The sequence below is a fragment of the Micromonospora trifolii genome (assembly GCF_022229005.1).
Taxonomy (GTDB): Bacteria; Actinomycetota; Actinomycetes; order Mycobacteriales; family Micromonosporaceae; genus Micromonospora; species Micromonospora trifolii.
On record NZ_JAKKFD010000055.1, the window covers coordinates 1 to 24,703 of the forward strand.

20 protein-coding genes are annotated in these 24,703 nt (G+C 69.8%); 6 read left to right on the top strand and 14 right to left on the bottom strand.

Annotation, left to right across the window (positions count from 1 at the left end):
- Nucleotides 1-1,341 precede the first annotated feature (1,341 nt).
- A complete protein-coding gene (locus tag NIE79_RS28640) occupies nt 1,342-2,487 on the top strand; it encodes a hypothetical protein (protein WP_308193246.1) in 1,146 nt (381 codons plus the stop codon).
- 86 nt (nt 2,488-2,573) lie between these two features.
- On the opposite strand, the gene NIE79_RS28645 is transcribed toward NIE79_RS28640, so the two are convergent.
- Together NIE79_RS28645 and NIE79_RS28650 are read right to left on the bottom strand one after the other, a co-directional pair.
- Nucleotides 2,574-3,575, bottom strand: coding sequence for a D-alanine--D-alanine ligase family protein (locus NIE79_RS28645; protein WP_238681541.1), 1,002 nt, complete (start codon nt 3,573-3,575; stop codon nt 2,574-2,576).
- Nucleotides 3,576-3,582: 7 nt separating this feature from the next.
- Nucleotides 3,583-4,896, bottom strand: coding sequence for an aminotransferase-like domain-containing protein (locus tag NIE79_RS28650; RefSeq protein ID WP_238681542.1), 1,314 nt, complete (start codon nt 4,894-4,896; stop codon nt 3,583-3,585).
- 294 nt (nt 4,897-5,190) lie between these two features.
- Between NIE79_RS28650 and NIE79_RS28655 the strand changes: the two genes are divergently transcribed.
- Nucleotides 5,191-5,856 carry a GNAT family N-acetyltransferase gene (locus NIE79_RS28655; protein ID WP_091396576.1) on the top strand — a complete coding sequence of 222 codons (666 nt, stop codon included), beginning with the start codon at nt 5,191-5,193 and terminating at the stop codon, nt 5,854-5,856.
- Between the two features lie 14 nt (nt 5,857-5,870).
- On the opposite strand, the gene NIE79_RS28660 is transcribed toward NIE79_RS28655, so the two are convergent.
- From NIE79_RS28660 to murJ, 7 genes are all read right to left on the bottom strand, one after another.
- Complete coding sequence (locus NIE79_RS28660; protein ID WP_238681543.1) at nt 5,871-7,034, bottom strand: N-acetylmuramoyl-L-alanine amidase; 1,164 nt, start codon at nt 7,032-7,034, stop codon at nt 5,871-5,873.
- A 171-nt stretch (nt 7,035-7,205) separates the two neighbouring features.
- Nucleotides 7,206-7,529, bottom strand: coding sequence for a thioredoxin (trxA, locus tag NIE79_RS28665; RefSeq protein WP_030331849.1), 324 nt, complete (start codon nt 7,527-7,529; stop codon nt 7,206-7,208).
- A 31-nt stretch (nt 7,530-7,560) separates the two neighbouring features.
- Entirely contained in the window at nt 7,561-8,511 is a 951-nt protein-coding gene (gene trxB / locus NIE79_RS28670) for a thioredoxin-disulfide reductase (protein ID WP_238681544.1), read from the bottom strand.
- 183 nt (nt 8,512-8,694) lie between these two features.
- Complete coding sequence (locus NIE79_RS28675) at nt 8,695-9,687, bottom strand: RsmA family anti-sigma factor (RefSeq protein WP_238681545.1); 993 nt, start codon at nt 9,685-9,687, stop codon at nt 8,695-8,697.
- Nucleotides 9,684-10,394, bottom strand: coding sequence for an RNA polymerase sigma factor SigM (gene sigM, locus NIE79_RS28680; RefSeq protein WP_238681657.1), 711 nt, complete (start codon nt 10,392-10,394; stop codon nt 9,684-9,686). Before sigM ends, NIE79_RS28675 begins: the two co-directional genes overlap by 4 nt.
- Nucleotides 10,395-10,437: 43 nt before the next feature.
- Nucleotides 10,438-12,045: a protein kinase family protein gene (locus NIE79_RS28685; RefSeq protein WP_238681546.1), complete on the bottom strand. Its 1,608-nt coding sequence runs from the start codon at nt 12,043-12,045 to the stop codon at nt 10,438-10,440.
- A 445-nt stretch (nt 12,046-12,490) separates the two neighbouring features.
- Entirely contained in the window at nt 12,491-14,242 is a 1,752-nt protein-coding gene (murJ, locus tag NIE79_RS28690; RefSeq protein ID WP_238681547.1) for a murein biosynthesis integral membrane protein MurJ, read from the bottom strand.
- 126 nt (nt 14,243-14,368) lie between these two features.
- On the opposite strand from murJ, the gene NIE79_RS28695 reads away from it, so the two are divergent.
- Both NIE79_RS28695 and NIE79_RS28700 read left to right on the top strand, forming a co-directional pair.
- A complete protein-coding gene (locus tag NIE79_RS28695; protein WP_238681548.1) occupies nt 14,369-15,829 on the top strand; it encodes a CCA tRNA nucleotidyltransferase in 1,461 nt (486 codons plus the stop codon).
- 496 nt (nt 15,830-16,325) lie between these two features.
- Nucleotides 16,326-18,674 (top strand): DUF8189 domain-containing protein, encoded by a 2,349-nt coding sequence (locus NIE79_RS28700; RefSeq protein WP_238681549.1) that lies wholly within the window; start codon nt 16,326-16,328, stop codon nt 18,672-18,674.
- Nucleotides 18,675-18,762: 88 nt separating this feature from the next.
- Here NIE79_RS28700 and NIE79_RS28705 read toward each other — a convergent pair whose 3' ends face one another.
- Nucleotides 18,763-20,280, bottom strand: a complete 1,518-nt coding sequence (locus tag NIE79_RS28705; protein WP_238681550.1) for a flotillin family protein — start codon at nt 20,278-20,280, stop codon at nt 18,763-18,765.
- Between the two features lie 28 nt (nt 20,281-20,308).
- The gene (locus NIE79_RS28710; protein ID WP_372471851.1) at nt 20,309-20,821 is read right to left on the bottom strand and encodes an NfeD C-terminal domain-containing protein; all 513 of its coding nucleotides are present in this window, start codon (nt 20,819-20,821) and stop codon (nt 20,309-20,311) included.
- 143 nt (nt 20,822-20,964) lie between these two features.
- Between NIE79_RS28710 and NIE79_RS28715 the strand changes: the two genes are divergently transcribed.
- Nucleotides 20,965-21,444, top strand: a complete 480-nt coding sequence (locus NIE79_RS28715; RefSeq protein ID WP_238681551.1) for a methylated-DNA--[protein]-cysteine S-methyltransferase — start codon at nt 20,965-20,967, stop codon at nt 21,442-21,444.
- A 40-nt stretch (nt 21,445-21,484) separates the two neighbouring features.
- On the opposite strand, the gene NIE79_RS28720 is transcribed toward NIE79_RS28715, so the two are convergent.
- The 3 genes from NIE79_RS28720 to NIE79_RS28730 form a co-directional block, all read right to left on the bottom strand.
- Nucleotides 21,485-22,117, bottom strand: coding sequence for a hypothetical protein (locus NIE79_RS28720; RefSeq protein WP_238681552.1), 633 nt, complete (start codon nt 22,115-22,117; stop codon nt 21,485-21,487).
- Between the two features lie 153 nt (nt 22,118-22,270).
- The gene (locus NIE79_RS28725; RefSeq protein ID WP_124819940.1) at nt 22,271-23,350 is read right to left on the bottom strand and encodes an inositol-3-phosphate synthase; all 1,080 of its coding nucleotides are present in this window, start codon (nt 23,348-23,350) and stop codon (nt 22,271-22,273) included.
- 23 nt (nt 23,351-23,373) lie between these two features.
- Nucleotides 23,374-24,012 (bottom strand): PadR family transcriptional regulator, encoded by a 639-nt coding sequence (locus tag NIE79_RS28730; RefSeq protein ID WP_030331823.1) that lies wholly within the window; start codon nt 24,010-24,012, stop codon nt 23,374-23,376.
- Between the two features lie 175 nt (nt 24,013-24,187).
- Here NIE79_RS28730 and NIE79_RS28735 point away from each other — a divergent pair, with 175 nt between their 5' ends.
- Nucleotides 24,188-24,637: a DUF5318 domain-containing protein gene (locus NIE79_RS28735; RefSeq protein ID WP_238681553.1), complete on the top strand. Its 450-nt coding sequence runs from the start codon at nt 24,188-24,190 to the stop codon at nt 24,635-24,637.
- Nucleotides 24,638-24,703: the final 66 nt, after the last annotated feature.

Here is a 24,703-nt window from a genome sequence, read left to right on the forward strand (position 1 = left end):
CCGTCCCGCCGCCGGCCCTGAGCTGTATGCCGACCCGCACGCCCGGCCGTACACGGACCCGCACCCCGCGGACCCGTACGACGAGCGTGGCCGCCCGGTCCGCCCGGACGACCGCTTCGACGACCGCGACCGGCACGATCGTTTCGACGACCGGGACCGGCACGTCGACGACCGCAACCAGCCTGACCGGTACGACGACCGGGGTCGCGGTGACCGCTACCCGGACCGACCTCCTGCGGGCGGCGGGCGGCGCGGTGATGGGGTGACGGTGGGCACTGTGATGGGCGAGGAGCCCCGGCGTGGCGAACGACTAGTCGGCGGAGCGGAGGCGGTGGCGGGCGACTGGTGGCGGCCGCTCAGTGTGCGGATGCCGAGCGAATCCTCTACACGCGTCGCAGAAGGCTCGGGAAAGGTCCACGCGACCGCAACCACCCCCTGCGTCGATCAAAGCGCCAGCGAGCCGCTGAGTGGCGCGAAACGGCGTCTCGGTGGTCATCCGCAGCGCCCACCCTCGCGGCCGTTTCTGGCGGGGCAGCCTCACAGCGACCTTGGCGGGAGTCTGCCGGGTCGCCGCGCCGCTGGACCGTCGGACCGCAGGAACTGAGGTGAACGAGCGATAGGCCAGCGGGAACTCGCCCCGGAACTGCCGGCTCGCCTTCGCTGCCCGGCGCTGAACCGCCAGACCGACTTCGCCGCCCGCCCTCCCGTTTCACGTGAAACCGAGTTAGCGCCTCGGTGGCCCCGAACGGAACCACCGGAGTCGAAGGGGCGGTCAAAGCGAAATCGCTCCCCGTCCTCTGACGCTCGACGCCGGTGCTGCGAATCGACCTCCCCTGGCCCTGGGCGTCCAGAGCGTCCGGTCGTCCAGGCGTCCAGGCCGCAAGGGCCGAGGTCTGTGTTGACGCGGGTCCGCGAACGAGCCAGGGCAGTCACCGCTGACGCGTGCCAAATGGGCCGGCGAGCGGTCATTGGCGGCTGGGTACCGCCCCGGCGGCGGCATGCGGCGCCGATCGGAGCGCGCCCGTCCAGCTCCACGCCTGTTGATCATCGATTTCGCCGATTTCGCCGATTTGGCGGTTCGCGGACAACGACCGACCGGCCGAAAAGTTATCCACACCGGTTGTCCACAGGCACCCCCCGTTTCACGTGAAACAGCGCGTGGGAGCGGGTGCGAGCCTGTGGATGACGGCCTGTGTTCAGGATCTCGGCAGCCTGTGGATATCGCCTGTCGGTGCCCGCGCGACCACCCGGACCCGGGTCGACGGGGGGCACCGATCCGGTGGCCCGGGACCGCTCGAACAGGTAGGGACAGCGGTGCCAGACTCGGTTAGGGTCAGCGTCGTGCACGACAACCCTCCCTCAGTCCCGGACTTCACCCAGTGGCCGTCATTTCCCTTCGAGGGTGACCTCCACGTGAAGCAACTCGATGATCCGGTCCCGGTCGAACCGCCCCGGAAGGGCGAGGGTCTCCGGGAATGCACCGCCTGCAACGCGCCCGACGACGCCTACATCTGGGTGGGCGAGCGGTGGCGGGTCCGCGCCATGGACCGGCCCACCGGCCTACCCATGGTGCTCATCCTGGAATCGCGCACCCACCTCGACCTCGGCGACCTGCCGAACCTGCTGGCCGCCGAACTGGGGGTGATGACCGTACGTCTGGAGCGGGCCATCCGGTCGCTCGACGGCGTGGCGCGGGTGCACGTCAATCGCTGGGGCGACGGCTCGGCCCATCTGCACATGTGGTTCCTCGCCCGCCCATACGGCCTCCTTCAGCTGCGGGGCACGTTCCTGTCCCTGTGGGACTCGATCCTGCCGCCGATCTCCGAGGCGCAGTGGCGGGAAAATCTGGCGCTGGTCGCCGCCTGGCTCGCCGAGTTCGGTGGCCGCCCGCTCGCCGAGCCGCCCCGCATCCAGTGGCAGGCGCCGTCCAGTCTGCTGGCCCAGTCCGCTGCCGCGGATGCCGCTGCCGCAGCGGAGGCCGCCTCGGCGGCAGCAGCCGGGACGGAGTCGGTCTCGGTCATCGAGGCGGCGGAGGAGATCCCGGAACCAGCCCTCGACTCCACTCCTGATCCGACCGACGCCGACAGCGGGCCCTCGGCCGATCCGGTGGTGGACCCGGATGCCGATGCCGACTCGACGACGACCACCGTCACCGACCGGACGGCTGGACCCGCTCGGGCCGGCACAGCCACCGGTCCGACGGCTGAACCCGCTCGGACAGCGTCCGCCACCGATCGGCCCGGCACCCGGGACTCCACCACCGCAGGATCGGGCGGCGCTACCACGACGGCCACCGACGGACTCCACGTCAGCCCGGCCGGCGACAGCGCCGACGAGGCTCCCGCCAACCCGGCCGCGTCCGAGCCGGCAAACGGGGAAGCCGTCAGCAAGGCCACCCCCGAGAACGGCGTCGGGGGCACCGGCGGTCAGAGCCCAGCCGCGCCCGCCAACGGCAGCGACACACCCGACGTACGCGCGACCCACTGAACTGGCGACCATGAGGTTGAGCCCGACAGGCCAACCTCATGGTCGACCCACGGGCGGTGCGGCGGTCCGACGGGTTGGCGAGAAGATCAGTGCGTGGTGAGGCGGGCGGCTGCTCGGGCGACCAGGGTGCCGAGGAGTCGGCCGAAGTCCAGCCCGGCCGCCTGCACGGCGAGCGGAAGCAGTGACGTCTCCGTCATGCCGGGCGAGACGTTGACTTCCAGCACGTGCGGCTGACCGGCCGCGTCCACGATCACGTCGACGCGGGAGAGATCCCGTAGACCGAGCGCGGTGTGCGCGGCGAGGGCAACGTCGGCGACTGTGGCAGCCACCTCCGGGTCCAGCCGGGCCGGGGCGTGCCAGGTGGTCCGCCCAGCGGTGTAGCGGGCGGCGTAGTCGTACACGCCGTTGCGCGGCACGATCTCCACCGGCGGCAGTGCCTGCGGGCCGTCGCCGAGGTCGACGACGGAGACCGCCACATCCATCCCCGGCACGTACCGCTCCACCAGCGCCGTGGAGTAGTACGCGAAGCAGCCGACCATCGCGGCGGGCAGCGCGGCGGCGTCCCGGACCACGGCCCCGCCCAGCCCGGACCCGCCCTGCGCCGGCTTCACCATCAGGGGTACGCCCAGACGGTCGACGATCCGGTCCAGGACGGCGACCGCGCCAAGTTCGGAGAAACGATCGTGCGGGAGCGCCACCCAATCAGGGGTGGGGATGCCGGCCTCGCGGAGCACCGCCTTGGCCGAGGGCTTGTCCCAGGCGACCCGGGAGGCCCGAGCGTCGCAGCCGACGTACGGGATGTCGCACAGATCCAGCACCCCGCGCAGTGACCCGTCCTCGCCGGTCGCGCCGTGCAGTGCGATCACCACAGCGTCCGGCGGGTCGGCCGCCAGCGCCGGCAGCAGCGCCACGTCCGCGTCTCGCAGCTCGGCCTCCACCCCGACGGCGCGAAGCGCGTCGAGCACCCGACGACCGGAGCGCAGCGACACGTCCCGTTCGTAGGAGAGCCCGCCAGCGAGCACCACGACGCGCAGGTCGGCCGAGATGGCGGAATCGGTCACGAGGAGGCGCTCGGCGGTCGTACCCATGCCGGCATCATGCCAAGTCGGGCCCGGGCACGTCGGAGCCGGCCCGGCCGCGTCGGCCGGCGGCGCCACCCACGGCACCGAAGACCCGGCGCATCGCGATCTCCTGCTCCATCACACCGGCCAGCCGGCGGACGCCCTCGCGGATCCGCTCCGGCGGCGGGAAGCTGAAGTTGAGCCGCATGGCGTCGGTGCCGGTGCCGTCGGCGTAGAAGCCGGTGCCGGGAACGTAGGCGACCCGGGCGGCGACCGCTCGCGGCATCATGGCCTTCGAGTCGAGCCCGTCGGGCAGGCTGGCCCACACGAAGAGACCGCCGGCCGGTGTCGTCCAGCTGGTGCCCTCGGGCATCAGATCGGCCATCGCGTCGAGCAGAGCGTCCCGGCGTTCCCGGTAGACCTCGCGATAGACCTTGAGCTGCTGCCGCCAGGGCATCGTGCTCAGATAGGTGGCCACCGCGGCCTGGGCGAAACCGCTGGGGCAGAGGATCTGCGCCTCGCTGGCGATGACGAGTTTGTCGCGGACCGCGTGCGGCGCCAGGATCCAGCCGACCCGCAGCCCGGGAGCGAAGGTCTTGGAGAACGTGCTGAGGTAGAAGACGCCGTCGCGGCGGCGGGCCCGCAGGGGGGCCGGGGCCTCACCCTCGAACCCCAGTTGGCCGTACGGGTCGTCCTCGACGACGAGCAGGCCGGCGCGCTCACAGATGTCGAGCACCCGTTCCCGGCGCTCCTCGCTGAGCGTCACGCCGGTCGGGTTCTGGTAGGTGGGGATCGTGTAGAGGAACTTGACCCGCCGGCCCGCGCGGGCCAGGTCGGCGATGGCTGTCTCCAGTGCCTCCGGGATCAGCCCGTCAGCATCCATCGGTACGTGGACGACCTGCGCCTGGGCGGCCTGAAACACGCCGAGCGCACCGACGTACGTCGGCCCCTCGGCGAGCACCACGTCTCCCGGGTCGAGGAAGAGCCGGGCCACCAGGTCCAGTGCCTGCTGCCCGCCCACGGTGACCACGACGTCCTCGGGGGAGGCCCCGCACGCGGCGTCGATCCCGGAGAGCGACATGACCTCGCAGATCCGCTCGCGCAGCTCGAGGGTGCCCTGACCGATGCCGTACTGGAGGGTGGTCACGCCGTGCTCGGAGCCGAGTCGGCCGAGCATCTCGCCGACCGCGTCCAGCGGGAGGGCTGCGATGTACGGTGCGCCACCGGCGAGCGAGACGACCTCCGGACGACTGGCCACCGCGAACAAAGCTCGGATCTCGGAGGCGGTCATCCCGCGTACCCGCCGGGCGTACCGGTCGGTGTAGTCGTCGAGTGTCGTGCCGGTCATGACCTCACCTCGATCACTGCTCGAGTGGCTCCCGCCCCGGGTACCCCGCACACCGCTGACCATGGCGGCGGACACACCGATTGTCGATCCTAGTCCGCCGGAATCGTGCTGCCGCCGTGCCGAGGCAGATCGACCACATGGCGGACCGTCCTCGGCGTCCCCCGCTGAGGTGGGCATCTGCGCGTCCCCTCCCGTATCGCCGATCGGCGGCGTACGATCGCTCGTCGGGGCAGGAAGGCGGCGCTGTCGTTCCATGCCGCTCTCACCACCGAGCCTATTGTGGGGATGCGCCATATGTCGCGACGTCTGGTCAGCCTGACCCTCGACACGTTGGAAGACCTCCCGCGCCCGTGCCGGCAGTGCGTCTACTGGGAGCTCGATCCGGTCTCCGCGGACCGGGCCTGCGCCGCTGGCGATCCGGGCCTGGAGAAGGAGGCCTGGGTCTCCCAGACGCTGCTGGAGTGGGGCTCCTGCGGCAAACTCGCGTACGTCGACGGCATGCCGGCCGGTTTCGTGATGTACGCCCCGCCCGCCTACGTGCCCCGCTCGATGGCGTTCCCGACCTCACCGGTCTCGGCGGACGCGGCGCTGTTGATGACCGCCAACGTGGTCGCCGCGTTCTCCGGGGGCGGGTTGGGCCGGATGCTGGTGCAGGGTGTCGCCCGGGATCTGACCAAGCGGGGGATCAAGGCCATCGAGGCGTTCGGCGACGCCAAGTTCGGCGACGCGGACGACCCGGCCGGCGGTTGCGTGGCCCCGGTCGACTTCTTCCTCTCCGTAGGCTTCAAGACCGTACGTCCGCATCCGCGCTTCCCCCGGTTGCGCCTTGAGCTGCGTACGGCGCTGAGCTGGAAGTCCGACGTCGAGTACGCGCTGGAGAAGCTGCTCGGGTCGATGAGCCCGGAAACCCTGCTCCGGCCGGTCCGTCCGGCCCCGGCCACCCGCTCCACAAACGGCTGACGCCCGGCGGCGAATCAGTCCACGACGGTGCCGGCGGTCACCACGGCACGCAGTTCGCTGACGTCGAGCGATCCCGTCGGGACGTCTCGTTCGATCGGGTAGTACATCCGCTGCACCGCGGCCACGATCGCCTCCACCACCCGGTCCCGGAAACGGGGGTCGACAAGGTGGGCGCGGTCCGTCGGCGAGGTGAGATAGCCGACCTCGACCCGGACGGCGGGCATCCGTGTCAGTCTCAGCAACTCCCACGTCTTGGCGTGGGTACGACAGTCCCGCAACCCGGTGCGGGCGACGATCTCCCGCTGCACCAGCCCGGCCAGGCGTTCACCGGTCGCCGAGGTCACCCCGTTGTCGGTGCCGTAGTGGTAGGTCGCGACTCCCTCCGCATCGGGGTTGGCGTGGCCGTCCAGGTGCAGCGAGATGAACACGTCGGCGCCGAGCGAGTTGGCGAGCAGGGCCCGGTCGGCGTCCGGCAGGCAACTGTCGGGCGACGGGCCCCGGGTGAGCTGCACTCGCACTCCGGAGGCGGCGAGCCGCCCCTCCAGTCGGCTGGCCAGGTCGTGCACCAGATCCGCCTCGGTCCAGCGCAGCGAGCCGTCGGGCACCACCATCCCGGGATCGGTGCCGCCGTGGCCCGGATCGATGACGACCGTCTTGCCGACCAGTGCCGGCCCGGACTGCCGGATCGCGTCGGACTCGCGGAGCCACTGCGGGCGGCCGCCAACCACCTTGCGGCCGATCCGGCGGAGCGCGTTCATCGTGTGTGGGCCACAGGAACCGTCGGGGGTGAGCCCGACCTCACGCTGGAACTGGGCCACGGCCCGCGACGTCCGGACACCGTAGATGGCGTCCGCGCGGCCCACGTCGTACCCCATCTCCAGCAGTCGCTCCTGTAGCGACCGGACGTCCTCGCCGGTGAGAGGCTCGGGGACCGCGTGGTAGAGGGTGCGGGCGCCGAGCCGCCAACGGGCGGCGTCCAGGGCACGCCAGGTCTCCGCGCCGACCCGGCCGTCCACACTGAGCCCCCGCGACTGCTGGAACGCGCGGACCGCCCGCTCGGTGTCGAGGTCGAACTCGTCGGTTTGCGGGCCGGCGGCGGCCAGCAGTTCGAGGCCGGTCAGGATGGTACGGATCTCCGTGACCGCGGGTCCCCGGTCACCGGGTCGGATCGGACGCACGCACGACCCCCTCTGCACGACGCTGGCTGGCCGGGCGGCCCAGGCTTGAGGCTATGCGTTCCGGGGCGGCGAGGTGGCTGGGGCCGAGAAATACGTCGGCGGTACGGCCGGGAAGACACCGAACCCCGCACCCGGCGAGCGGGTACGGGGTTCGGTTGATGTTTCTGCTGGTCAGAGGGCCGATTCGATGAGCCGGACCAGCTCGCCCTTCGGCTTGGCACCGGCGATCGACTGCACCGGCTGGCCGTTCTTGAAGACGGTGAGCGTCGGCACCGACATCACCCGGTAGGCCCGGGCGGTCTCCGGGTTCTCGTCGATGTTGAGCTTGACGATGGTGACCTGGTCACCCATCTCCCGGGCGATTTCCTCGAGCAGCGGCGACACCTTGCGGCACGGCCCGCACCACTCCGCCCAGAAGTCCACCAGCACCGGCTTGTCGGCCTGCAGCACGTCAGCGACGAAGCTCTTGTCGGTGACCGCCTTGGTTGTTCCCACTATGCCCCTCCTCCGGGATGTGTTACTTGTTTCAGCTGAGCGTCGCGATGAACCGCTCGGCGTCGAGCGCTGCGGCACAACCGGTGCCGGCCGCGGTGATCGCCTGACGGTAGGTGTGGTCGACCAGGTCGCCGGCGGCGAAGACGCCCGGCACGTTGGTGCGGGTGCCGGGGGCCTGGACCTTCACGTAGCCCTCGTCGTCCATCTCGACCTGACCACGGAAGAGTTCGCTGCGGGGGTCGTGACCGATGGCCACGAAGACACCTGTCACGTCCAGCACCTTGGTCTCGCCGGTGTGCACGTTACGAACGCGTACGCCGGTGACCTTGCCGTCCTCGCCGAGGATCTCCTCGACGGTGCTGTTCCACTCGACCTTGATCTTCTCGTTGCTCAGCGCCCGGTCAGCCATGATCTTGCTGGCCCGGAACGAGTCACGCCGGTGGATGATGGTGACCGACTCGGCGAAGCGAGTGAGGAAGCTGGCCTCCTCCATCGCCGAGTCGCCGCCGCCGACGACCACGATGTGCTGCTTGCGGAAGAAGAAGCCGTCACAGGTGGCGCAGGAGGAGACGCCGTGGCCCAGGTATTCCTGCTCACCGGGCACGCCCAGCGGCCGCCACGCCGAACCGGTGGAGAGGATGATTGATCGCGCCCGGTAGGCGGTCTCGCCGACCCAGACGGTGCTCACCGCGCCCGAGCCGGCGTCGCCGGTGTCCACCAGCTCGACCCGGGTCACATCGTCGGTGAGGAACTCGGCGCCGAACCGCTCGGCCTGCTTGCGCATGTTGTCCATCAGCTCGGGGCCGAGGATGCCGTCCGCGAAGCCGGGGAAGTTTTCCACCTCGGTCGTGGTCATCAGCGCGCCACCGGACTGCACGCCCTCAATGATCAGCGGCTTCAGGTTGGCACGTGCGGCGTAGACCGCCGCTGTGTAGCCGGCCGGCCCGGAGCCGATGATGATCAGGTTGCGGACCTCGTCCACTGCCGTCTCCCGAGTTGTGTGTGTTCGGCGTCGGCGCGAGCACCGATGCTGATCCGAGTCGCCGACGCCTGGGTGGGGCCGGCAGCTGACTTCCAGAACGTCATCGTACGAACCGGGGATTCCCGAGCCGGGCATCCGGTGGGTCAGGTCACGTGGGGGGTCATCGTGCCATTGACCGTGGATTCACCCTACCCGCGCCGAATACCGGCTGTCCGAGCCGGACCCAGGCACTCCGCACTCCGGACCACTCACCCAGGCCCACCGCGCTCCGGTCGCGTCGGTGAAGTGGATGACCAGCGCCTGATCGCCCTGGAACCGCGCGTAGTCGATCACCTCGACCACCAGTGGGGCCGACCCGTGTTCCGCCGCGACGCTGGCCAGGCAGCTGGTCAGCGTTGCCTCGTCGGTCAGCCGGGCCAGCTGGTCCGACCCGTCGGGAGAGGGCCTGCGGTCGCCATCGGCATCCACCGGCTGCTTGCCGGGAGTGTCGCCGGTCGCCCGGCTGACAGCCGGAGCGTCCGGGCCGAAGGGGTTGCCGAGGGTTTGCGGGGTGTAGTTCGTACCACTGCGCAGCGCCGGGCCTGTGGTGCGGGCCGTTCCGGCCCCCGCGACGCCCTCGGGAGCGCTGGCCGGCCGATCCATGGCGTTGGTGCCACCGGAGTCGTCCGACGCGTGCATCGACAGCTGGTTGAGGCCCAGCGCGACGGCAATGACGGCGATCGCGGCGGCGGCCACGGGCGCGCCCCGGCGGGCCCAGCCGTGCCGTAGACGGCCCGGACCGGTGGACGCCCGGCGCTCCGGCCCGCCGGGCGTGGGGACGGCCGGCCGGCGACCGGCCCCGCCCTGCGCCGGTACGACCGGAGGCATCGCCGGGTCGCGATCGGCGGCGGGTGGCTCCTCGGTGGAGGTGTCGTTCGTCGGCTCCGCGGAGGCCAGCGCGGCCAGGAGGCGGTCGGTTATCGCCGACGGCATCTCCGGGATCGGCTCGGCCCAGCGGGTCAGGTCCGCCCGGACCTCGGTCACGGCGGGGGCCAGCAGCGCGTACGCCTCGGCCCAGGACGGGTCCGCGGAGACCAGTTGGGCGACCTCATCCTGCTGCGGGGTGCCGTCCAACGCCCCGCCGAGGTAGTCAGCGAGGAGGTCGGCATCGACCTCCCGGAACCCCTCGGTCGTCACGTGTCCTCCTGGTTGGCGTCCCGCCGGTATCGACCTGACCCCGATCCGACGCCCTCCACCGGGCCGGGGTTCCCCGGCGTGACGCCGGGCACGTCCGTGATCGGGGCGGCGGCGCCCGGCCGGGCCGAAGGCGTCGCGACGGCGGCGGGGCGGAGATGCCCGAGCAGCACGGCCAGCCGAGCGCGGCCCCGGGCACATCGGCTCTTCACAGTGCCCTCGGCGACGCCGAGGATGCGGGCGACCTCGGCGACCGGGTAGCCCTGTACGTCGACCAGCACCAGCGCGGCGCGTTGTTCAAGGGGCAGCGCGGCGAGCGCCTCGCGGACCACCAGCACTGTGTCGTGGTCCGTAGCCGGTGCCGCAGGCTCGAGCCCGCCGGTGCCGTCGTCGGCCCGGTTGCCGTCCGGCAGCGGCACTGTGGGATGCGCCTGCCGGCGTCGAATCCGGTCCAGGCAGGCGTTGACCACGATCCGGTGCAGCCAGGTGGTGACGGCGGAGTCGCCGCGGAAGCGGGCCGCCGCCCGATGCGCCGACAGGAGGGCGTCCTGAAGGGCGTCGGCTGCCTCCTCGCGGTCGCCGAGCGTCCGCAGGGCCACCGCCCACAACCGGTCGCGGTGCCGGTGGAACAGTTCGGCGAAGGCGTCGCGGTCTCCGGTGACGTGTGCGCGCAGCAGCTCCAGGTCCTTCGCGGCGGCGCGCCCGTCCATCACCGCGTCCAGTTTGTGCGGTGCCCGGATCGTGGTGCCCGGCTCACGACCCCTGGACCGTAATCTCCTGCACCCCCAGCTTGAATCCGTCCTCGGCCGGAGGCAACTCGGTGATCCAGAACAGCAGGTACTGGTATTTCTGGTCGGCGTCGAAGCCGTTGAACGTCATTGTGGTGCCGTCGTGGTCCTCGAACGGCTGACCGATGGCGGTCTTGTAGGCCGCGACCAACTGCTTGTCACCGTTGGAGCTGGACGGCGGGTTGGTCGTGCCGGCGAACAGCTGGGCGGACGCGCTGGTGGCCGACAGCACTGCCTGCACCGACTTGACGGTGTGCGGCTCGCCGAGGTCGATCCAGACGCCCATGCCCTTCTTCAGGTTGCCGAAGTTGGGCTTGTTCTTGTAGGTCTCGGTCTCCCAGCCGTTGTCCTCGTCGCCGTCGATGACCTTCTCGGCGCCACGGACCTCACTGCGGTTGCTGCTGTCCGGGTCGATGATCCGGACGTTCTTCACTGTCAGCTTGCGGGCCGTCACGGCGGCCGGGGTGGCGTCACCGGCCGGAGCACTGGCGGTCGGCGCGGCGGCCGGGGTGGGCTGCGGGTCCTTGTCGTCGCCGCCCAGCGCGATGATCCCGATCAGCAGACCGACCAGGGCGACGGCCAGCAGACCAGCGATGCCGACGGCGACCTTGCGACCCCCGGCGGCGGCCAGCGGCGACGGCTCTTCCCCGGTGTCGGCGGCGAACCGCAGCGGCCCGCTGTTGTCGAGGTAGTGGTCGTCCTCGGCCGGCACGTCCAGTCGCGCCAACTCGGCGGCGAGCACGTCGGAGGACGGCGGCGCGATCTCGGCGTCGAGCAGGTCCATGGTCAGGTCGTCCAGGTACGCCGGAACGCCCGCCCGAACCTGGCGGGGTGCCGCGATGGCGCCCCCAGCGTCTCGAACAGCGTCCGGGATGGCGGCACGGCCGTGGCCGGCGGTGGCACCGTGCAGCGGCGCCTCGGCGTGCGGCCAGGAACCGGTCAGCGCGAAGTAGAGGACACCGCCGACAGCCCGGATGTCGTTCTCCTGGCTGTCGGCGCCGTCGGTGCGGGCGTCGGCCAGGACCACTCGGCCCTCATCGCTGATCATGACGGTGCCGGGGTGGACGTTGCCGTGCACCATGCCGGTGGCGTGCACCGCGGCGAGCGCGCTCGCGACGGCGTTGCCGATGGCAGTGGCCCGAGCCGGGTCCAGGGGGCCGTCGGTCGCCAGGTCCCGCAGGGACTGCCCGTCGACCCACTCGCGCACCACGTACGCCCGGTCGGCCTCGTCGATAGCGTCGTAGACGCCGACCAGGTTGGGGTGGATGACCCGGCTGGCCGCGACGGCGGCCTGAAGCATCTCGGTGGCGGAGTCGCCACCCGGGTAACGCAGCACCACGGCAACGGGACGGCGCAGGATGACGTCGACCCCGCGCCAGACCAGCCGACCCGCACTGTCGTTGTTGATGTGCTCAACCAGCTCGTACCGCTCGGCGAGGACCTCACCGGCCGTGGGAGCACCGAAGGTCATGACCGGAGGAGCGCTTTCGTCCGCCTCCTGACCCTCGCCGACCTGGGTCACCCGTCCTCCCTCGGTGATCGTGTCGATCGATGAACCCGAACTGCTGGGCATGTGGCTTCCCGCTCTGCCGTTGAAGGAACCGGCCGACCGGTGTCGACGCCCAGCGTCGGCCCCTGCCGTACCCGTCGAGAGCGACCTTACCCGGGTTGCCCGTCTCTCCGACATGTCATCTTCCCGCCGTACCTGGCGGGGTTCGAGCAGTCGAAGAAGTCGTCCGGTTACGACCGTTGTCAGCCACGTTGCTGGCACATGTACTAGCTAATCTACGGCTTCACCGCAAGTGACCGACGCCGGGGCTGGGCTGGCGTGGCGCTCGCGCTGCCTCGTACGTTCCCACCGATCGGGTTGCCACCCTCAGCCGTACGGTTGGTTATCCACAGGCCGAAGCGGCGGTTGACCGGCGAATCGCGGAGTTATCCACAGGCGCATCCCCAGCCTGGTGATCCGTAGTCACGGTCCGTATGAATGCCAACTTGTTGTAATCAGATGCTGGCGCTCAGCGACCGAGGCGACGGCGAACCATCCCGACCACCTCGGTGATCTCGCCGATCTTCAGCAGCATGGCCAGACCCAGGTAGGTCCCACCGATCACCACGCCACCGATCACCAACTGGAAGATCGCCTCCAGGCGGCTCGGGGTGTCGTCGCCCGGTAGCAGCTTCACCACCAGAAGGCCGACCACTGCCGAACCCAGTGCTGCGACCGCCACCCTGCCGCCGGTCCGCATGATCTCGCCGAGGCCGATGCGACCGACGCGGGGACGGAGGAGCCAGGCGGACGCGATTGCTGCCGCCAGGTAGGAGACCGCGTTGCCGATCATCATCCCGGCGCCGGCGAAGCTCGCCGAGAAGGCCACGAAGAGCACGATCTGCACGCCGACCCGCAGTGCCACCACCGGAATGTTGATCAGCGCAGGAGTGCGGGTGTCCGGCAGCGCGTAGAAGGCGAAGGTGAAGAGCTGGCTCACCGCGAACGGGACCAGCGCCAGCGCGGCGGCGAGCAGGACGACGGAGGTAGCTGTGGCGTTGTCCTCGTTGAACGCGCCGAAGCGGAACAGCGTGAACGCGATCGGGGTGGCAAGGACGGCATAGCAGACAGCGATCGGGGCGAGCACCGCCGTGACCGTGCGGGTGCCTCGCGAGAGGTCGGCGGCCACGTCGGCGTACCGGCCGTCGGCGGCAGCCGCGCTCATCCGGGGCATGAGTGCCGTGATGATCGAGACAGCGATGATGCCGTGCGCGGTCATCAGCAGGAGGAAGACGTTGTTGTAGATCAGTGGACCGGCGGCGTTTTCCTTGCCGGCCCGGTTCAACAGATTGAACAGGACGATCAAGCCGACCTGGCTCACCGCGACGTAGCAGATCATCCACGCGCCGAGCCGGCCCAGCTCGCGCAGCCCGAGCGCGCGGAAGTCGAAGCGCAGCTTCCAGCGGAAGCCGACCTTGCGCAGCGCCGGCAGCAGGCCCATCGCCTGGATGGCGACACCGAGCAGGGTGCCACCGCCAATCAGCAGGATGCGCCCGGTGGTCATCTCCGCTGGCCGGACGATCTCCGCGCCGAATATGGCGATGTAGAGGCCGGCGGTGCCGATGACCACGAGGTTGTTCAGGATCGGCGCCCACATCGGGGCGGCGAAGTGCCCCCGGGTGTTGAGCACCGCACTGATCAGCGCGCTCAGCCCGGAGAAGAAGATCATCGGCAGCATCAGGCGGGCCAGCCCGGTGACCAGCTTCGAATAGTCGCCGGTCGACTCACCGCTGCCGTAGAGCCAGGTCAGTGTCGAGGCTCCCGCGACCGCGAGCAGCGCCGCCACGCCGAGGGCAAGAACCGCCAGGGTCAGCAGCCGTTGGGCGTACGCCTGGCCGCCGTCGGTGTCGACCTTGCGGCGGCGCACCAGCACCGGGATCAACACACTGGTGAGCACGCCGCCGAGCAGGAACTCGTAGACCATGCCGGGCAGGATCTGCGCGGTGGTGTACGCGTCACCGACCAGCGCGCCGCCGAGCGCCGCCGCGATCACCAGGTTGCGCAGGAAGCCGGTACCCCGGCTGACCAGGCTGCCGATCGCCATCACAGCGCTGTTGGCCGCCGCGCTCGCTTCGCCCACCTGCTCCTGCGGCGGCGCGGTCGACTCCATGGCCGGCTGGTTCAGCGGCTCGGCGGAGATGAAGGTGGCGCCGTCCCCGGGACGGATGCCAGGGCCGCCATCGTTCGCGGCGTTGGCGCTGCGGTAGAGCCCGCCGCTCATCTCCAGCCTCCCAGGGGTACGTCGAGTCGGACAGCGACCCGCACGCCACAGACCATAGTCACCCCACACCCGTTACCCGCGCCCGGCGGATCGGATCACACCCCGGCCCGATAAGCTGGCGATCCCATGTCCGAAGCCTCCGCACCTCACGCCGCCGAGCGCCGCGAACTCACCGCCGCGCAGCGCAACGCCGTCGCCGAACTGCTCCGGGTGTCCCCGGTCGCCGACGAGTTGGGCCGTCGCTTCGTCCGCGCCGGTCACGAGTTGCACCTGGTGGGCGGTTCGGTGCGGGATGCCCTGCTCGGTCGACTCGGGGACGACCTCGACTTCTGCACCGACGCGCACCCCGACGAGACCCTGCGGATCATCAAGGGCTGGGCCGAGTCGATCTGGGAGACCGGTCGGGAGTTCGGCACCATCGGCGCTCAGCGCGACGGCCTCCGGCTGGAGATCACCACCTTCCGCGCGGAGTCGTACGACCAGGTCAGCCGCAACCCGGTGGTGGTGTACGGCACCAGCCTCGACGAGGACCTGAAGCGGCGTGACTTCACGATCAACGCGATGGCGGTCAGCCTGCCGGACCACGTGTTCACCGACCCGCATGGCGGGCTGGACGATCTCTCGGCCAAGGTGATCCGTACCCCGAGCACGCCTGGTGAGTCGTTCGGCGACGACCCGCTGCGGATGCTGCGGGCCGCCCGGTTCGCCGCGCAGTTGCGTTTCGCCGTGCACCCGGACGTGCACCTGGCGATGACCGAGATGGCCGCGGACCTGGACCGGATCACGGCCGAGCGGATTCGCGACGAGTTCACCAAGCTGCTCTGCGGAGCCGACCCGATCACCGGGCTGCGGCTGCTGGTCGACACCGGGCTGGCCGAGCGGTTCCTGCCGGAGCTGACCGGGCTGAAGCTGGAGATCGACGAGCACGCCCAGCACAAGGACGTGTACGAGCACACGTTGACGGTCGTCGAGAACGCGGTCTCCTACGAGGAGGAGGGCTGCGACTTCATCCTGCGGATGGCGGCCCTCCTGCACGACGCGGGCAAGCCGGCGACGAAGGCGGTCGGGTCCGACGGCCGGGTCAGCTTCCACCACCACGAGGTGGTCGGCGCCCGGCTGACCAAGGCCCGGATGAAGGCGATGCGGTACCCGAAGGAGGTCACCGCGAAGGTGACCGCGCTGGTCGCAATGCACCTGCGCTTCTACGGGTACGGGCGGGGCGAGTGGACCGACTCGGCGGTGCGCCGCTACGTCGCCGACGCCGGTGACCTGCTGCCCCGCCTGCACAAGCTGACCCGCTCCGACTGCACGACCCGCAATCGGCGCAAGGCCGCCCAGCTCGCTGCCGACTACGACGCGCTGGAGGATCGGATCGCCCGGATCGCGGCCGAGGAGGACCTGGCGCGGGTCCGACCCGACCTGGACGGCAACGCGATCATGGAGTTGCTCGGTGTACCGCCGGGGCCGGTGGTCGGGCGGGCGTGGAAGCACCTCAAGGAGCAGCGCCTCGAACACGGCCCGCTGAACCGCGACGCCGCCGAGGCGGAGCTGCTGCGCTGGGCCCGCGCCGAGGGTCTCATCGGTTAGTCCGCCGACCGGGCTCGGGTCGATCGACTCGGGTACGCCTTGGCGTCGCACCAGCCATTGGTAACTCACGGTAATTTCCCCAGGTCGTCGCGGGCATTACCTTACCGGCTGGAACCATCTCTTGACAGTGAGTCGCCTGCGCTGCCAATGTACAGCGGCACATTGATGATGAGCAGCACACGGGGGTGTGACGCGTGACCATCTACGCGCTGGAATCTTGCTGGCCGGCCCAATCGCGAGGGCAATCATCTGGCCGTTGCCAATCGGCCGTCACGCTGAAGCCGTGATCGTCGGCATCTTTTTGGCCTAGCCTCCTCTTCCCCGGCTCCGTTTGTCTTGTCGCACCGTTTGGTGCGCCGGGCCTGCGGTGCTGCGCCTCCCTGCTCAATATTGCCGGGGAGCCGAACTCGGTCCACATTCACGAGAGGCGGTACCGTTGCATTATCCGGTCAGTAATCGAACGGCAGTTGTAAGGCTATTGGCAGTTCTTCTTCTCATGACCGTCGGAACGGTGGTCGTTCCGGCTGGGGCTGTTCACGCCGACGCCGCAGGCAAGGGCGGCGACTACGTACCGATCAATCGGACTGTGCTGCTGGACACGCGCAGCGGTACTGGCGGCTACACCGGTCCTCGGGACGCAAATACCGTGGCCACGGTCAGCGCGCTCGGGGTTGGCGGCGTGCCGGCCAACGGGGTCAGCGCGCTATTGGTCGACGTGACGGCGATCAGCCCGACGGTCAACACTTTTGTGACTGTCTACCCGGACCAGACCACGAGGCCAGCGGCCTCATCGCTGAATGCCTCAACCGGTGAGGTCATCTCGAATTCGGTGGTGGTGAAGGTCGGGGCCAACGGCAAGATCGCCCTACACAACCAAGCCGGTAAGGTGAACCTGAAGCTGGACGTGCAGGGCTACTTCACCACCAACACCGGCGGAACCGGCTCGGGCTTCGTGCCGATGGATCATTTTGTGATGGCCGATACCCGTGGCCGCACCTATCCCCCGTACTGCTGCGGGCCGGGCCGGCCGGGTCTGCCGGATGCGCCGAGTGTGCCGCCGGGGAAGCTGGCCAGCGGCGAAACTCGAAGCCTTACTCTAGCGCAGCACAGGCTCTATGGAGAGCCCATCACAATTCCGAGCGCTGCCAAGGCAGTGATGGTGGACGTCGCTGTCATCGGCGCAACCAGCGGGGGCTGGCTGACCATCGGTTCAGACAGTCTTTCCGCCAGTGGCATTGATTATCGTCCCGGCAATACCTCGATGGGGATGAGTGTCAAGCTCAAGGGTGACGGCAGTAACGTAGTCCAGCTCGTCAACGCGGGATCGGCGATCGACGTCGTCATCACGGTGCAGGGATATTTCACCGACGGCCCGACGACGGGGGCCGGGCTGCGCCCGGTGGACGCCAGCCGGCTGATCGACACCCGCAGTATCAATGGTGGGGCACCGATCGCGGCCGGTGCCAGTCTTGAGGTCGCTGTCGGCGGCACCAATCGCCTGCCGGTACGAGGTGTCGCTGGCGTCGTCCTCAACGCCACAGCCGTCAGTCCTACCGCAAGCGGGGCCTTCAGCGTCGTAGAAGGCTCCTGGTCGGCAGATCCCCCTACCCTCGGCCCGGTACTTCGATTCAACACCGGTCAAACAGCCCGATCCAGCCTCCTGGTGGCGAAGGTCAACTCCGAGGGCAAGGTGCGCTTCCGCAACACCTCGAGTGGCACCGTGCATCTGGTGGTCGATCTTCAGGGCTGGTTCGCCGACGCGGTGACCCCCCTGCCGATCGCCACGTACTCCCGAACTTCGGTGCTCCAGGCCAAGCCTTCCGGCACCGCCGTCGGACCCATCGAGTACGCCTTCGTGGACAACTTGGGGCAACTGCGGATCGGTCACCAGAGCAACCCGGACAACTTCTTCGACATTCAGTGGACGGCCGCTTCCGGGTTTGAGGCTCTTACCGGGCAGCCGGCGCTGAATCAGCCTGGCGGCAAGCCCGTCCAGGTGGCCGCACGGCACACCAATGGCACCATCTGGGCCGGCAGCCAGACCGCTGAGGGTGCGGCGACCTGGGGACCGATTGCCACAGTCGGTGGATCGGTGAATGGCCCGCCGACGTCAGCAGTGCTCAGCGACGGCACGAGTGTCATCTTCGGCACCGACGTCGACGGCCGGCTCTGGCACTACCGACAGTCGGGCACCAGTCCCTCGTGGGCGAGCCTGGGTACCGCCGGCCTCCTGGGTTCGGTCACGGCGGTCAACATCGACACTGGTCTGCGAATCATCGGCACCACCGCTGCCGGTTCGGTCAAGACCGCCGTCTACACCAACGACGGCGCCTTGTCGCCCTGGGTGGATCTCGGAGGCACAGTTACCGGTGCTCCTGCGGCGCTCGTCTACCCCGGTCACCGCACGGCCATCTTCGCCCGTGCCGCGGACGGCTCCGTCGTGGTGAAGCAGCAGAACCTCAGCGGTGTGTGGTCATCCAGCTGGAACGGCATCGGCGCCCAGATCGCCGCCGGACCACCCGCCGTGATCCTCGACCCGGTACTCGGACGGACGGCGGTGGTGGTGCGGGGTTCGGACAACGAGATCTACCGGGTCTTCGAGGCATCCCCCGGCTCGGGTGCCTGGGGTGACTGGGCGCGCGTCAATCCGGACTCCAGCGACCAGGCCGCAACCGACCCGACTGTCAGCCCGATCATCAACAGCAGTGGCAACGGGTGGGTGATCGTCTACCGGAACGCCAACGACGCCACGCGAGTCTACGAGCGTCAGGTTCCCTCAGCTGGTGTCTCGGTCGCATCAGCGGGGGAGTTCTCCGGTCACACGGTGCCGGCGCCTCCCGCCTGATTCGGTCAGTGTCGTGAACCGACGGCTCCCGCCACCTCTACCGGTGGCGGGAGCCGTCTTTCGATTCGCTCGACAGACCGCGAAGGCGTCAGCGGCTCTCGACGGCCTTCCCGTCGACTGACGCGGCGCCGTTGCCGGCCGGAGTGGAGGCCGAGCCGAGCCGCGCCAGCAGGCCGGGCAGGTCGATCCCGGTGAGGTCACTGCCGAGTTGGAGCCCCTGGGCCACGTTGCCGGCCACCGACTTCGTCAGCGACGACGCGCCGTCGGTGGAGATCACTGTCATCTTGTCGATCGCCCCGATCGGCGCACTGGCCGCCTCGACGACCTGCGGCAGCACCTTGACCAGCAGGTCCAGAACGGCCGCCTCCCCGTACGCGGCGAACGCCTCGGCCTTGCGCGCCATCGCGTCCGCCTCGGCCTCACCCTTGGCGAGGATGGCCGCGGCCTCGGCCTGACCTTCCCGCTCGACCGCCTCGGCGATGGCGGAGCGCCGCCGCTGTTCGGCCTCACCTTCCTTGGCACCCTCGATGGCGTTCGCCTCGGCGAGTGCGGCTCGTCGGGCCCGCTCGCCCTCACCGGTGAGGCGGGCCTGCTCGGCGGAGGCCTGCGCGGCGGCGATGACCGACTGGCGCTGCGCGTCGGCGTGGAACACCGCGGCGTTGCGGGACGCCTCGGCCTCCTGCTCCACCTTGTACCGGGCCGCGTCGGCCGGCTTGCGAACCTCGGTGTCGAGTTGGCGCTGCTTGAGTTCGGCGTTGCGCTCGGCCACCTTCTGCTGTTCGGAGAGGATCGCCTGGTCCCGCTCCGCCTGGGCGAGTGGTCCGGCCGCTGCGGACTTCGCCTTCGCCGCGTCGATCTCGGCCTGGATGCCGGCCTGCTTGAGGGCCAGGTTGCGGTTCGCCTCGGCGATGGCCTCCTCGGCGAGCAGTCGCTCCTGCTCTGCCTGCTGCCGGGCCCGGGCCTCTGCGATCGCCGCGTCCTTGAGCACCCGGGCGGCCTCGGGCCGGCCCAGGTCCTGAAGGTAGGAGCCTTCGGCGAGGATGTCCTGGAGCTGGAAGGTGTCCAGCACCAGACCCTGGTTGGTCATCGAGTGCTCGGCCTCCTCGGCGACCGCGCTGGCGAACGCCGCCCGGTCCCGGATGACCTCCTCAACGGTGAGCCGGCCGACGATCGAGCGCAGCGCGCCCGCCAGCACCTCCCGGGTGAAGTTGTCGATCTCGTCCTGCTGGTGCAGGAACCGTTGGGCGGCGGCCCGGATCGCGTCCTCGGTGCCGCCGACCTTGACGATCGCCACGCCGTGCAGGTCGGCGCGGATGCCCTGCTTGCTGACGGCGCCCCGGATGCCGACGTCGATCCGGCGGCTGGACAGGTCGAGCGACTGGAGCTTCTGCACCACCGGCAGGACGAACACCGAGGCGCCCAGCACGACCTTCTGCCCGGAGTTGTCGGTGGACCGCCCTCCGTCGGCGGTCTGCGTGGTGCGGCCCTTGCGACCGGTGACGATGAACGCCTCGTTCGGGCCGGCCACCTTGATCCGGGAGAGCACGAAGAGCACCAGGATGAGCGCGAGGAGGACCGCGCCGCCGATGGCGATGAGTAGGGCCATATGAGGAGTCCCGTCTGTGAGGGGGAGGTCAGTAGGTCTCTACGTGCACGCTGGTCTCGCTGAGCGCCTGCACGACGAAGACCTGGGCGCCGATCGGGATCGGCTGGTCCGCGCGGGCGCTGAGCTTGACCGGTTGGCCGGCGAGGCGAATGCGGACCTCGCCGTACCCGTTGGCTGGCACCGGCGTGACGACCAGGCCGAGCGCGCCGACCAGGTCGTCGCGGGTGGGGGTGGGGTCGGTGCGCATGTTCCGCGCCGCCCGGCTCAGCCGGGACGCCAACCAGCCGGTGGGCACGGCCGCGAGCACGCCGCCGGCCACCGCCCCGACGACCATGCCAGGTGTACGCGCACCGAGCAGTTCGTTGACGATGGCGGCGCCGAACCCGAACGCCCCGGCGAAGCCGGCGACCGTCTCGACCGAGATCGGCCCGTCCACGTCGGCGTGCCCGAACTGGAGCAGCTCGGTGCCGAGCAGGGCGAGCGCGAGCACACCGATGCCCGCCCCACCGATGATCAAAAAGATGAGCGTCCCCGTTGCCACGACCTTGACGGTATCGACGTCGCGCAACGCCGAACGGCCCGGCGGCACGCGAAAATGATCAACCGATGCGGGCCGGGAGTGGCGCTCGGCCGGACGCTGGTGGCCGGGCCGGCGAAGAAGTTCGCATCGGGGAGAATGGGGGGATGCACTGGGCTGTGCTCGACTCGCCGATCGGTGAGTTTTCCGTCGCCACCGACGACACGAGCGTCTGTGGCACCCATTTCGGCCGGGTCGAGGCAGCCGCCGAGGAGCCCGACCACGCGTTGTCCCGGCAGGCCGTCGACGAGCTGAGGGCGTACTTCGCCGGTGAGCTGACAGCGTTCACCGTCCCGGTGTCGGTGCCGCGCGGCTCCGACTTCGAGCGGGCCGTGTGGCGGGAGATGACACGGATCCCGTACGGGGAGACGCTGACGTACGGCGAGGTGGCGCGGCTGGTCGGCGATCCCGGAGCGGCACGGGCGGTGGGAGTGGCCTGCAACCGCAACCCGGTCCCGGTGATCGTGCCCTGTCACCGGATCGTCGGCGCGGGCGGCAAGCTGGTCGGCTTCGGCGGGGGCCTGCCCCGCAAGGTCAAGCTGTTGGAGTTGGAGGCCGGGGTCGCGCTGCGACACGCCTGGTCCTGAGCCATCCCGCGTCGGCGGCCGTCCGCTCCCGATGGGGGCGTTACCCGGCCCTGGGCGGCCCTTCCGGTTCGGCGGCGGGTGAGGTCCGGACGGGCCACGGCGGGTCGATCAGGGTCCGCGGCTGGAAGAAGGCGTTGGCCGATGGCAGGGCCAGCAGGACCAGCGCGACGAGTATCGCCATCGGCACGCCCAGACCCAGGGTGAGCAGCAGAGGCTCCAGCCAGTTCGGCATGGCGTCCCGCGCCATTGCGGTGATCCGGTCCAGATTCTCGTCGGAGTAGATGGTGTAGAGCGGCCGCGGCGACCGGGCCGCCCCGACGGTGCCGCAGCAGGCGAGGATGGGCCCCGAGGCCCAGGAGGCGATCCGCGAGCCGTTCACGCCCACGACGTTGACGGCGGCCAGCGTGAGGAGTCCGACCGCCAGCACAGCGGTCAACAGGTCAGCCGCCAGATCGGCGGTGGTGCCGAAAGCGGCGAAGGCGACCCCGCCCATCGGCTCGAAGGACCTGGCGGCCGTGTGGAAGAAGTCCTGGTGCCAGTAGCGGAGTGGCAGTGCGGCCAGTTGCGCGACGGCGGCCAGGGCCAGCAGCAGGCAGGCCAGCGCGACGACGCGCGGCCGAGGAGGTCGGACCAGGTGCGGGACTGTCGCTGCGGTGCCGGTGCGCGAGGCCATGTCTCGATTATCGATAGCCCTCCTGCCGTCCGTGGCCCCGGAAACGGTGGCGGTGATCACGGGGCGGCTCTCGTACCCCTGGGGAACCGACCCACGTGGAAGGGCCGGGTCCGCACGGACCCGGCCCTTCGACAAGCTTGGTGATTCGGCGCGTCAGCGCGTGACCTCACCGGCGATGAACTCCTCGACGGCCTGGTGGGCGTCGTGGTCGGCGTACTGCACCGGCGGGGACTTCATGAAGTACGACGAGGCCGACAGGATCGGGCCGCCGATCTTCCGGTCCAGGGCGATCTTCGCGGCCCGGACCGCGTCGATGATGACGCCGGCCGAGTTCGGAGAGTCCCACACCTCGAGCTTGAGCTCGGCGTTGAGGGGGGTGTCACCGAACGAGCGGCCCTCCAGGCGGATGTACGCCCACTTGCGGTCGTCCAGCCACGGCACGTGGTCCGACGGGCCGATGTGCACGTCGCTCTTGCTCATCTCGTGCGGGATCTGCGAGGTGACCGACTGGGTCTTCGAGATCTTCTTCGAGACCAGCCGCTTGCGCTCCAGCATGTTCATGAAGTCCATGTTGCCGCCGAAGTTGAGCTGGTACGTGCGCAGCAGCTCGACGCCGCGGTCCTCGAAGAGCTTCGCGAGGGCACGGTGCACGATGGTGGCGCCGACCTGGCTCTTGATGTCGTCACCGACGATCGGCAGGCCCGCGTCCTCGAACTTCTTGGCCCACTCGGGGTCGGAGGCGATGAAGACCGGCAGGGCGTTGACGAACGCGCAGCCGGCGTCGATCGCGGCCTGGGCGTAGAACTTGGCGGCCTGCTCGGAGCCGACCGGCAGGTAGCAGACGACGACGTCGACCTGCGCGTCGCGCAGCGCCTGCGTCACGTCGACCGGGGTGGCGTCCGACTCTTCGACGATCTCGCGGTAGTACTGGCCCAGACCGTCGAAGGTCGGACCGCGCTGCACGCTGACGCCGGTCGGCGGCACGTCGCAGAGCTTGATGGTGTTGTTCTCGCTGGCGACGATCGCCTCCGCGAGGTCCATGCCCACCTTCTTGGCGTCCACGTCGAATGCCGCGACGAACTCCACGGCGTTGACGTGGTAGTCGCCGAAGGCGACGTGCATGAGACCCGGGACGCGGTCGTTCGGGTTGGCGTTCCGGTAGTACTCGACGCCCTGAACCAGGGACGAGGCGCAGTTACCCACACCGACGATGGCGACGCGGACGGAGCCCATAGCGTCTGCCTCCTTCTTTTCTGTCACGGCCGCTCATTCCTGGTCTCTCCAGGCGGAGGCGGGCTGTTGTCTTCTCGTCGGCCGCCGGCTGTCCCGATGTTCGGGACCGTCGGGGCTCGGCCGGAGCGCTCGTTGGCGATGAGCTCCTCCAGCCAGCGGACCTCGCGCTCACAGGCATCAAGGCCGTGGCGCTGCAGTTCCAGCGTGTAAGCGTCGAGGCGCTCGGCCGCCCGGCCCAGCACGTCACGAAGCCCTTCGCGACGTTCCTCGATCTTGCGGCGGCGACCCTCCAGAATGCGCAGTCGGGTCGCCTGGTCGGTCCGGGCGAAGAACGCGAAGTGCACCCCGAAGCCCGTGTCGTCATACGTCTCGGGCCCGGCCTGTGCGATCAGCTGGGCGAAGCGTTCCTTGCCTTCCGCGGTGATTTTGTAGACCACCCGACCTCGTCGGCTGGTCAGCGCGGGAACCTCCTCGGCAGTGGCGGGTGTCTCAGCAGCTTCGGTGATCCATCCCGCCGCCTGGAGCCTGCGTAGCGTGGGATAGAGCGAGCCGTAGCTGATCGCCGCCCGGATCGCGCCGAGTTTGGCGGTCAGCTCCTTGCGCAGCTCATAGCCGTGCATCGGAGACTCCTGCAGGAGGCCGAGGATGGCGAACTCAAGCACTGGCCACCCTCTCTTTACCCTCCGGCGTGGAGTGGTAACCGCCGCGATGTATCGGACCGATACATCGCACGTTAGCGGGTCGCGCGGGCCAGGGCAAACCCCCGTTCCGAGATGCTGTCGTCACGGATTGTGAGCGTGGTCGCCTGGTCGGGTCGGACCGCGTACCCTTCTCCGCATGCGTACGCAGCGCCAGGTCGTGGACTACTCGCTTCAGAAGCGAGCAGTGCTGCGTGAACTCCTGGCCGGCCGGGTCGGCACGTACGACGTCTGCGACGCGTCGCCGTACCTGAAGAACGCCGCTCGGTTCCACGGTGAGCCGACCGACCGGCGCTGCCCGATCTGCCGGAGCGAAAACCTGACCCTGGTCCACTACATTTACGGTGACGAACTCAAGCAGTCCGCCGGCCAGGCTCGGACACTGACCGAGTTACCGGTACTGGCGATGACGCTGCGTGAGTTCCAGGTCTTCGTCGTGGAGGTGTGCCTCGGTTGTGACTGGAACCATCTCGTCGAGCAGTACCTGCTCGGCCGGGACGGTCTGACCGGCGACAGCGACGGCATCACTGAGCAGGACGCGGCGGGCGCCGGAGGCGCCGGTCGGCGGAGGCGAGAGGCGCAACGGTGATCTCAGCTGGTTGGACGGGCCCCGGGGCCGCAGACGAAACCCGGGACGGCCGACCGGTTGTTGGCC

What these genes read in the sequence shown, in the direction of transcription:
- NIE79_RS28655 (WP_091396576.1), top strand. Translation starts at nt 5,191, where the DNA reads ATGTCGCGACGTCTGGTCAGCCTGACCCTCGACACGTTGGAAGACCTC.
- NIE79_RS28715 (WP_238681551.1), top strand. Translation starts at nt 20,965, where the DNA reads ATGCACTGGGCTGTGCTCGACTCGCCGATCGGTGAGTTTTCCGTCGCC.
- NIE79_RS28685 (WP_238681546.1), bottom strand. Translation starts at nt 12,045, where the DNA reads ATGCCCAGCAGTTCGGGTTCATCGATCGACACGATCACCGAGGGAGGA.
- sigM (WP_238681657.1), bottom strand. Translation starts at nt 10,394, where the DNA reads ATGGACGGGCGCGCCGCCGCGAAGGACCTGGAGCTGCTGCGCGCACAC.
- NIE79_RS28735 (WP_238681553.1), top strand. Translation starts at nt 24,188, where the DNA reads ATGCGTACGCAGCGCCAGGTCGTGGACTACTCGCTTCAGAAGCGAGCA.
- NIE79_RS28705 (WP_238681550.1), bottom strand. Translation starts at nt 20,280, where the DNA reads ATGGCCCTACTCATCGCCATCGGCGGCGCGGTCCTCCTCGCGCTCATC.
- NIE79_RS28700 (WP_238681549.1), top strand. Translation starts at nt 16,326, where the DNA reads ATGACCGTCGGAACGGTGGTCGTTCCGGCTGGGGCTGTTCACGCCGAC.
- murJ (WP_238681547.1), bottom strand. Translation starts at nt 14,242, where the DNA reads ATGAGCGGCGGGCTCTACCGCAGCGCCAACGCCGCGAACGATGGCGGC.
- NIE79_RS28695 (WP_238681548.1), top strand. Translation starts at nt 14,369, where the DNA reads ATGTCCGAAGCCTCCGCACCTCACGCCGCCGAGCGCCGCGAACTCACC.
- NIE79_RS28650 (WP_238681542.1), bottom strand. Translation starts at nt 4,896, where the DNA reads ATGACCGGCACGACACTCGACGACTACACCGACCGGTACGCCCGGCGG.
- NIE79_RS28725 (WP_124819940.1), bottom strand. Translation starts at nt 23,350, where the DNA reads ATGGGCTCCGTCCGCGTCGCCATCGTCGGTGTGGGTAACTGCGCCTCG.
- NIE79_RS28645 (WP_238681541.1), bottom strand. Translation starts at nt 3,575, where the DNA reads ATGGGTACGACCGCCGAGCGCCTCCTCGTGACCGATTCCGCCATCTCG.
- NIE79_RS28720 (WP_238681552.1), bottom strand. Translation starts at nt 22,117, where the DNA reads ATGGCCTCGCGCACCGGCACCGCAGCGACAGTCCCGCACCTGGTCCGA.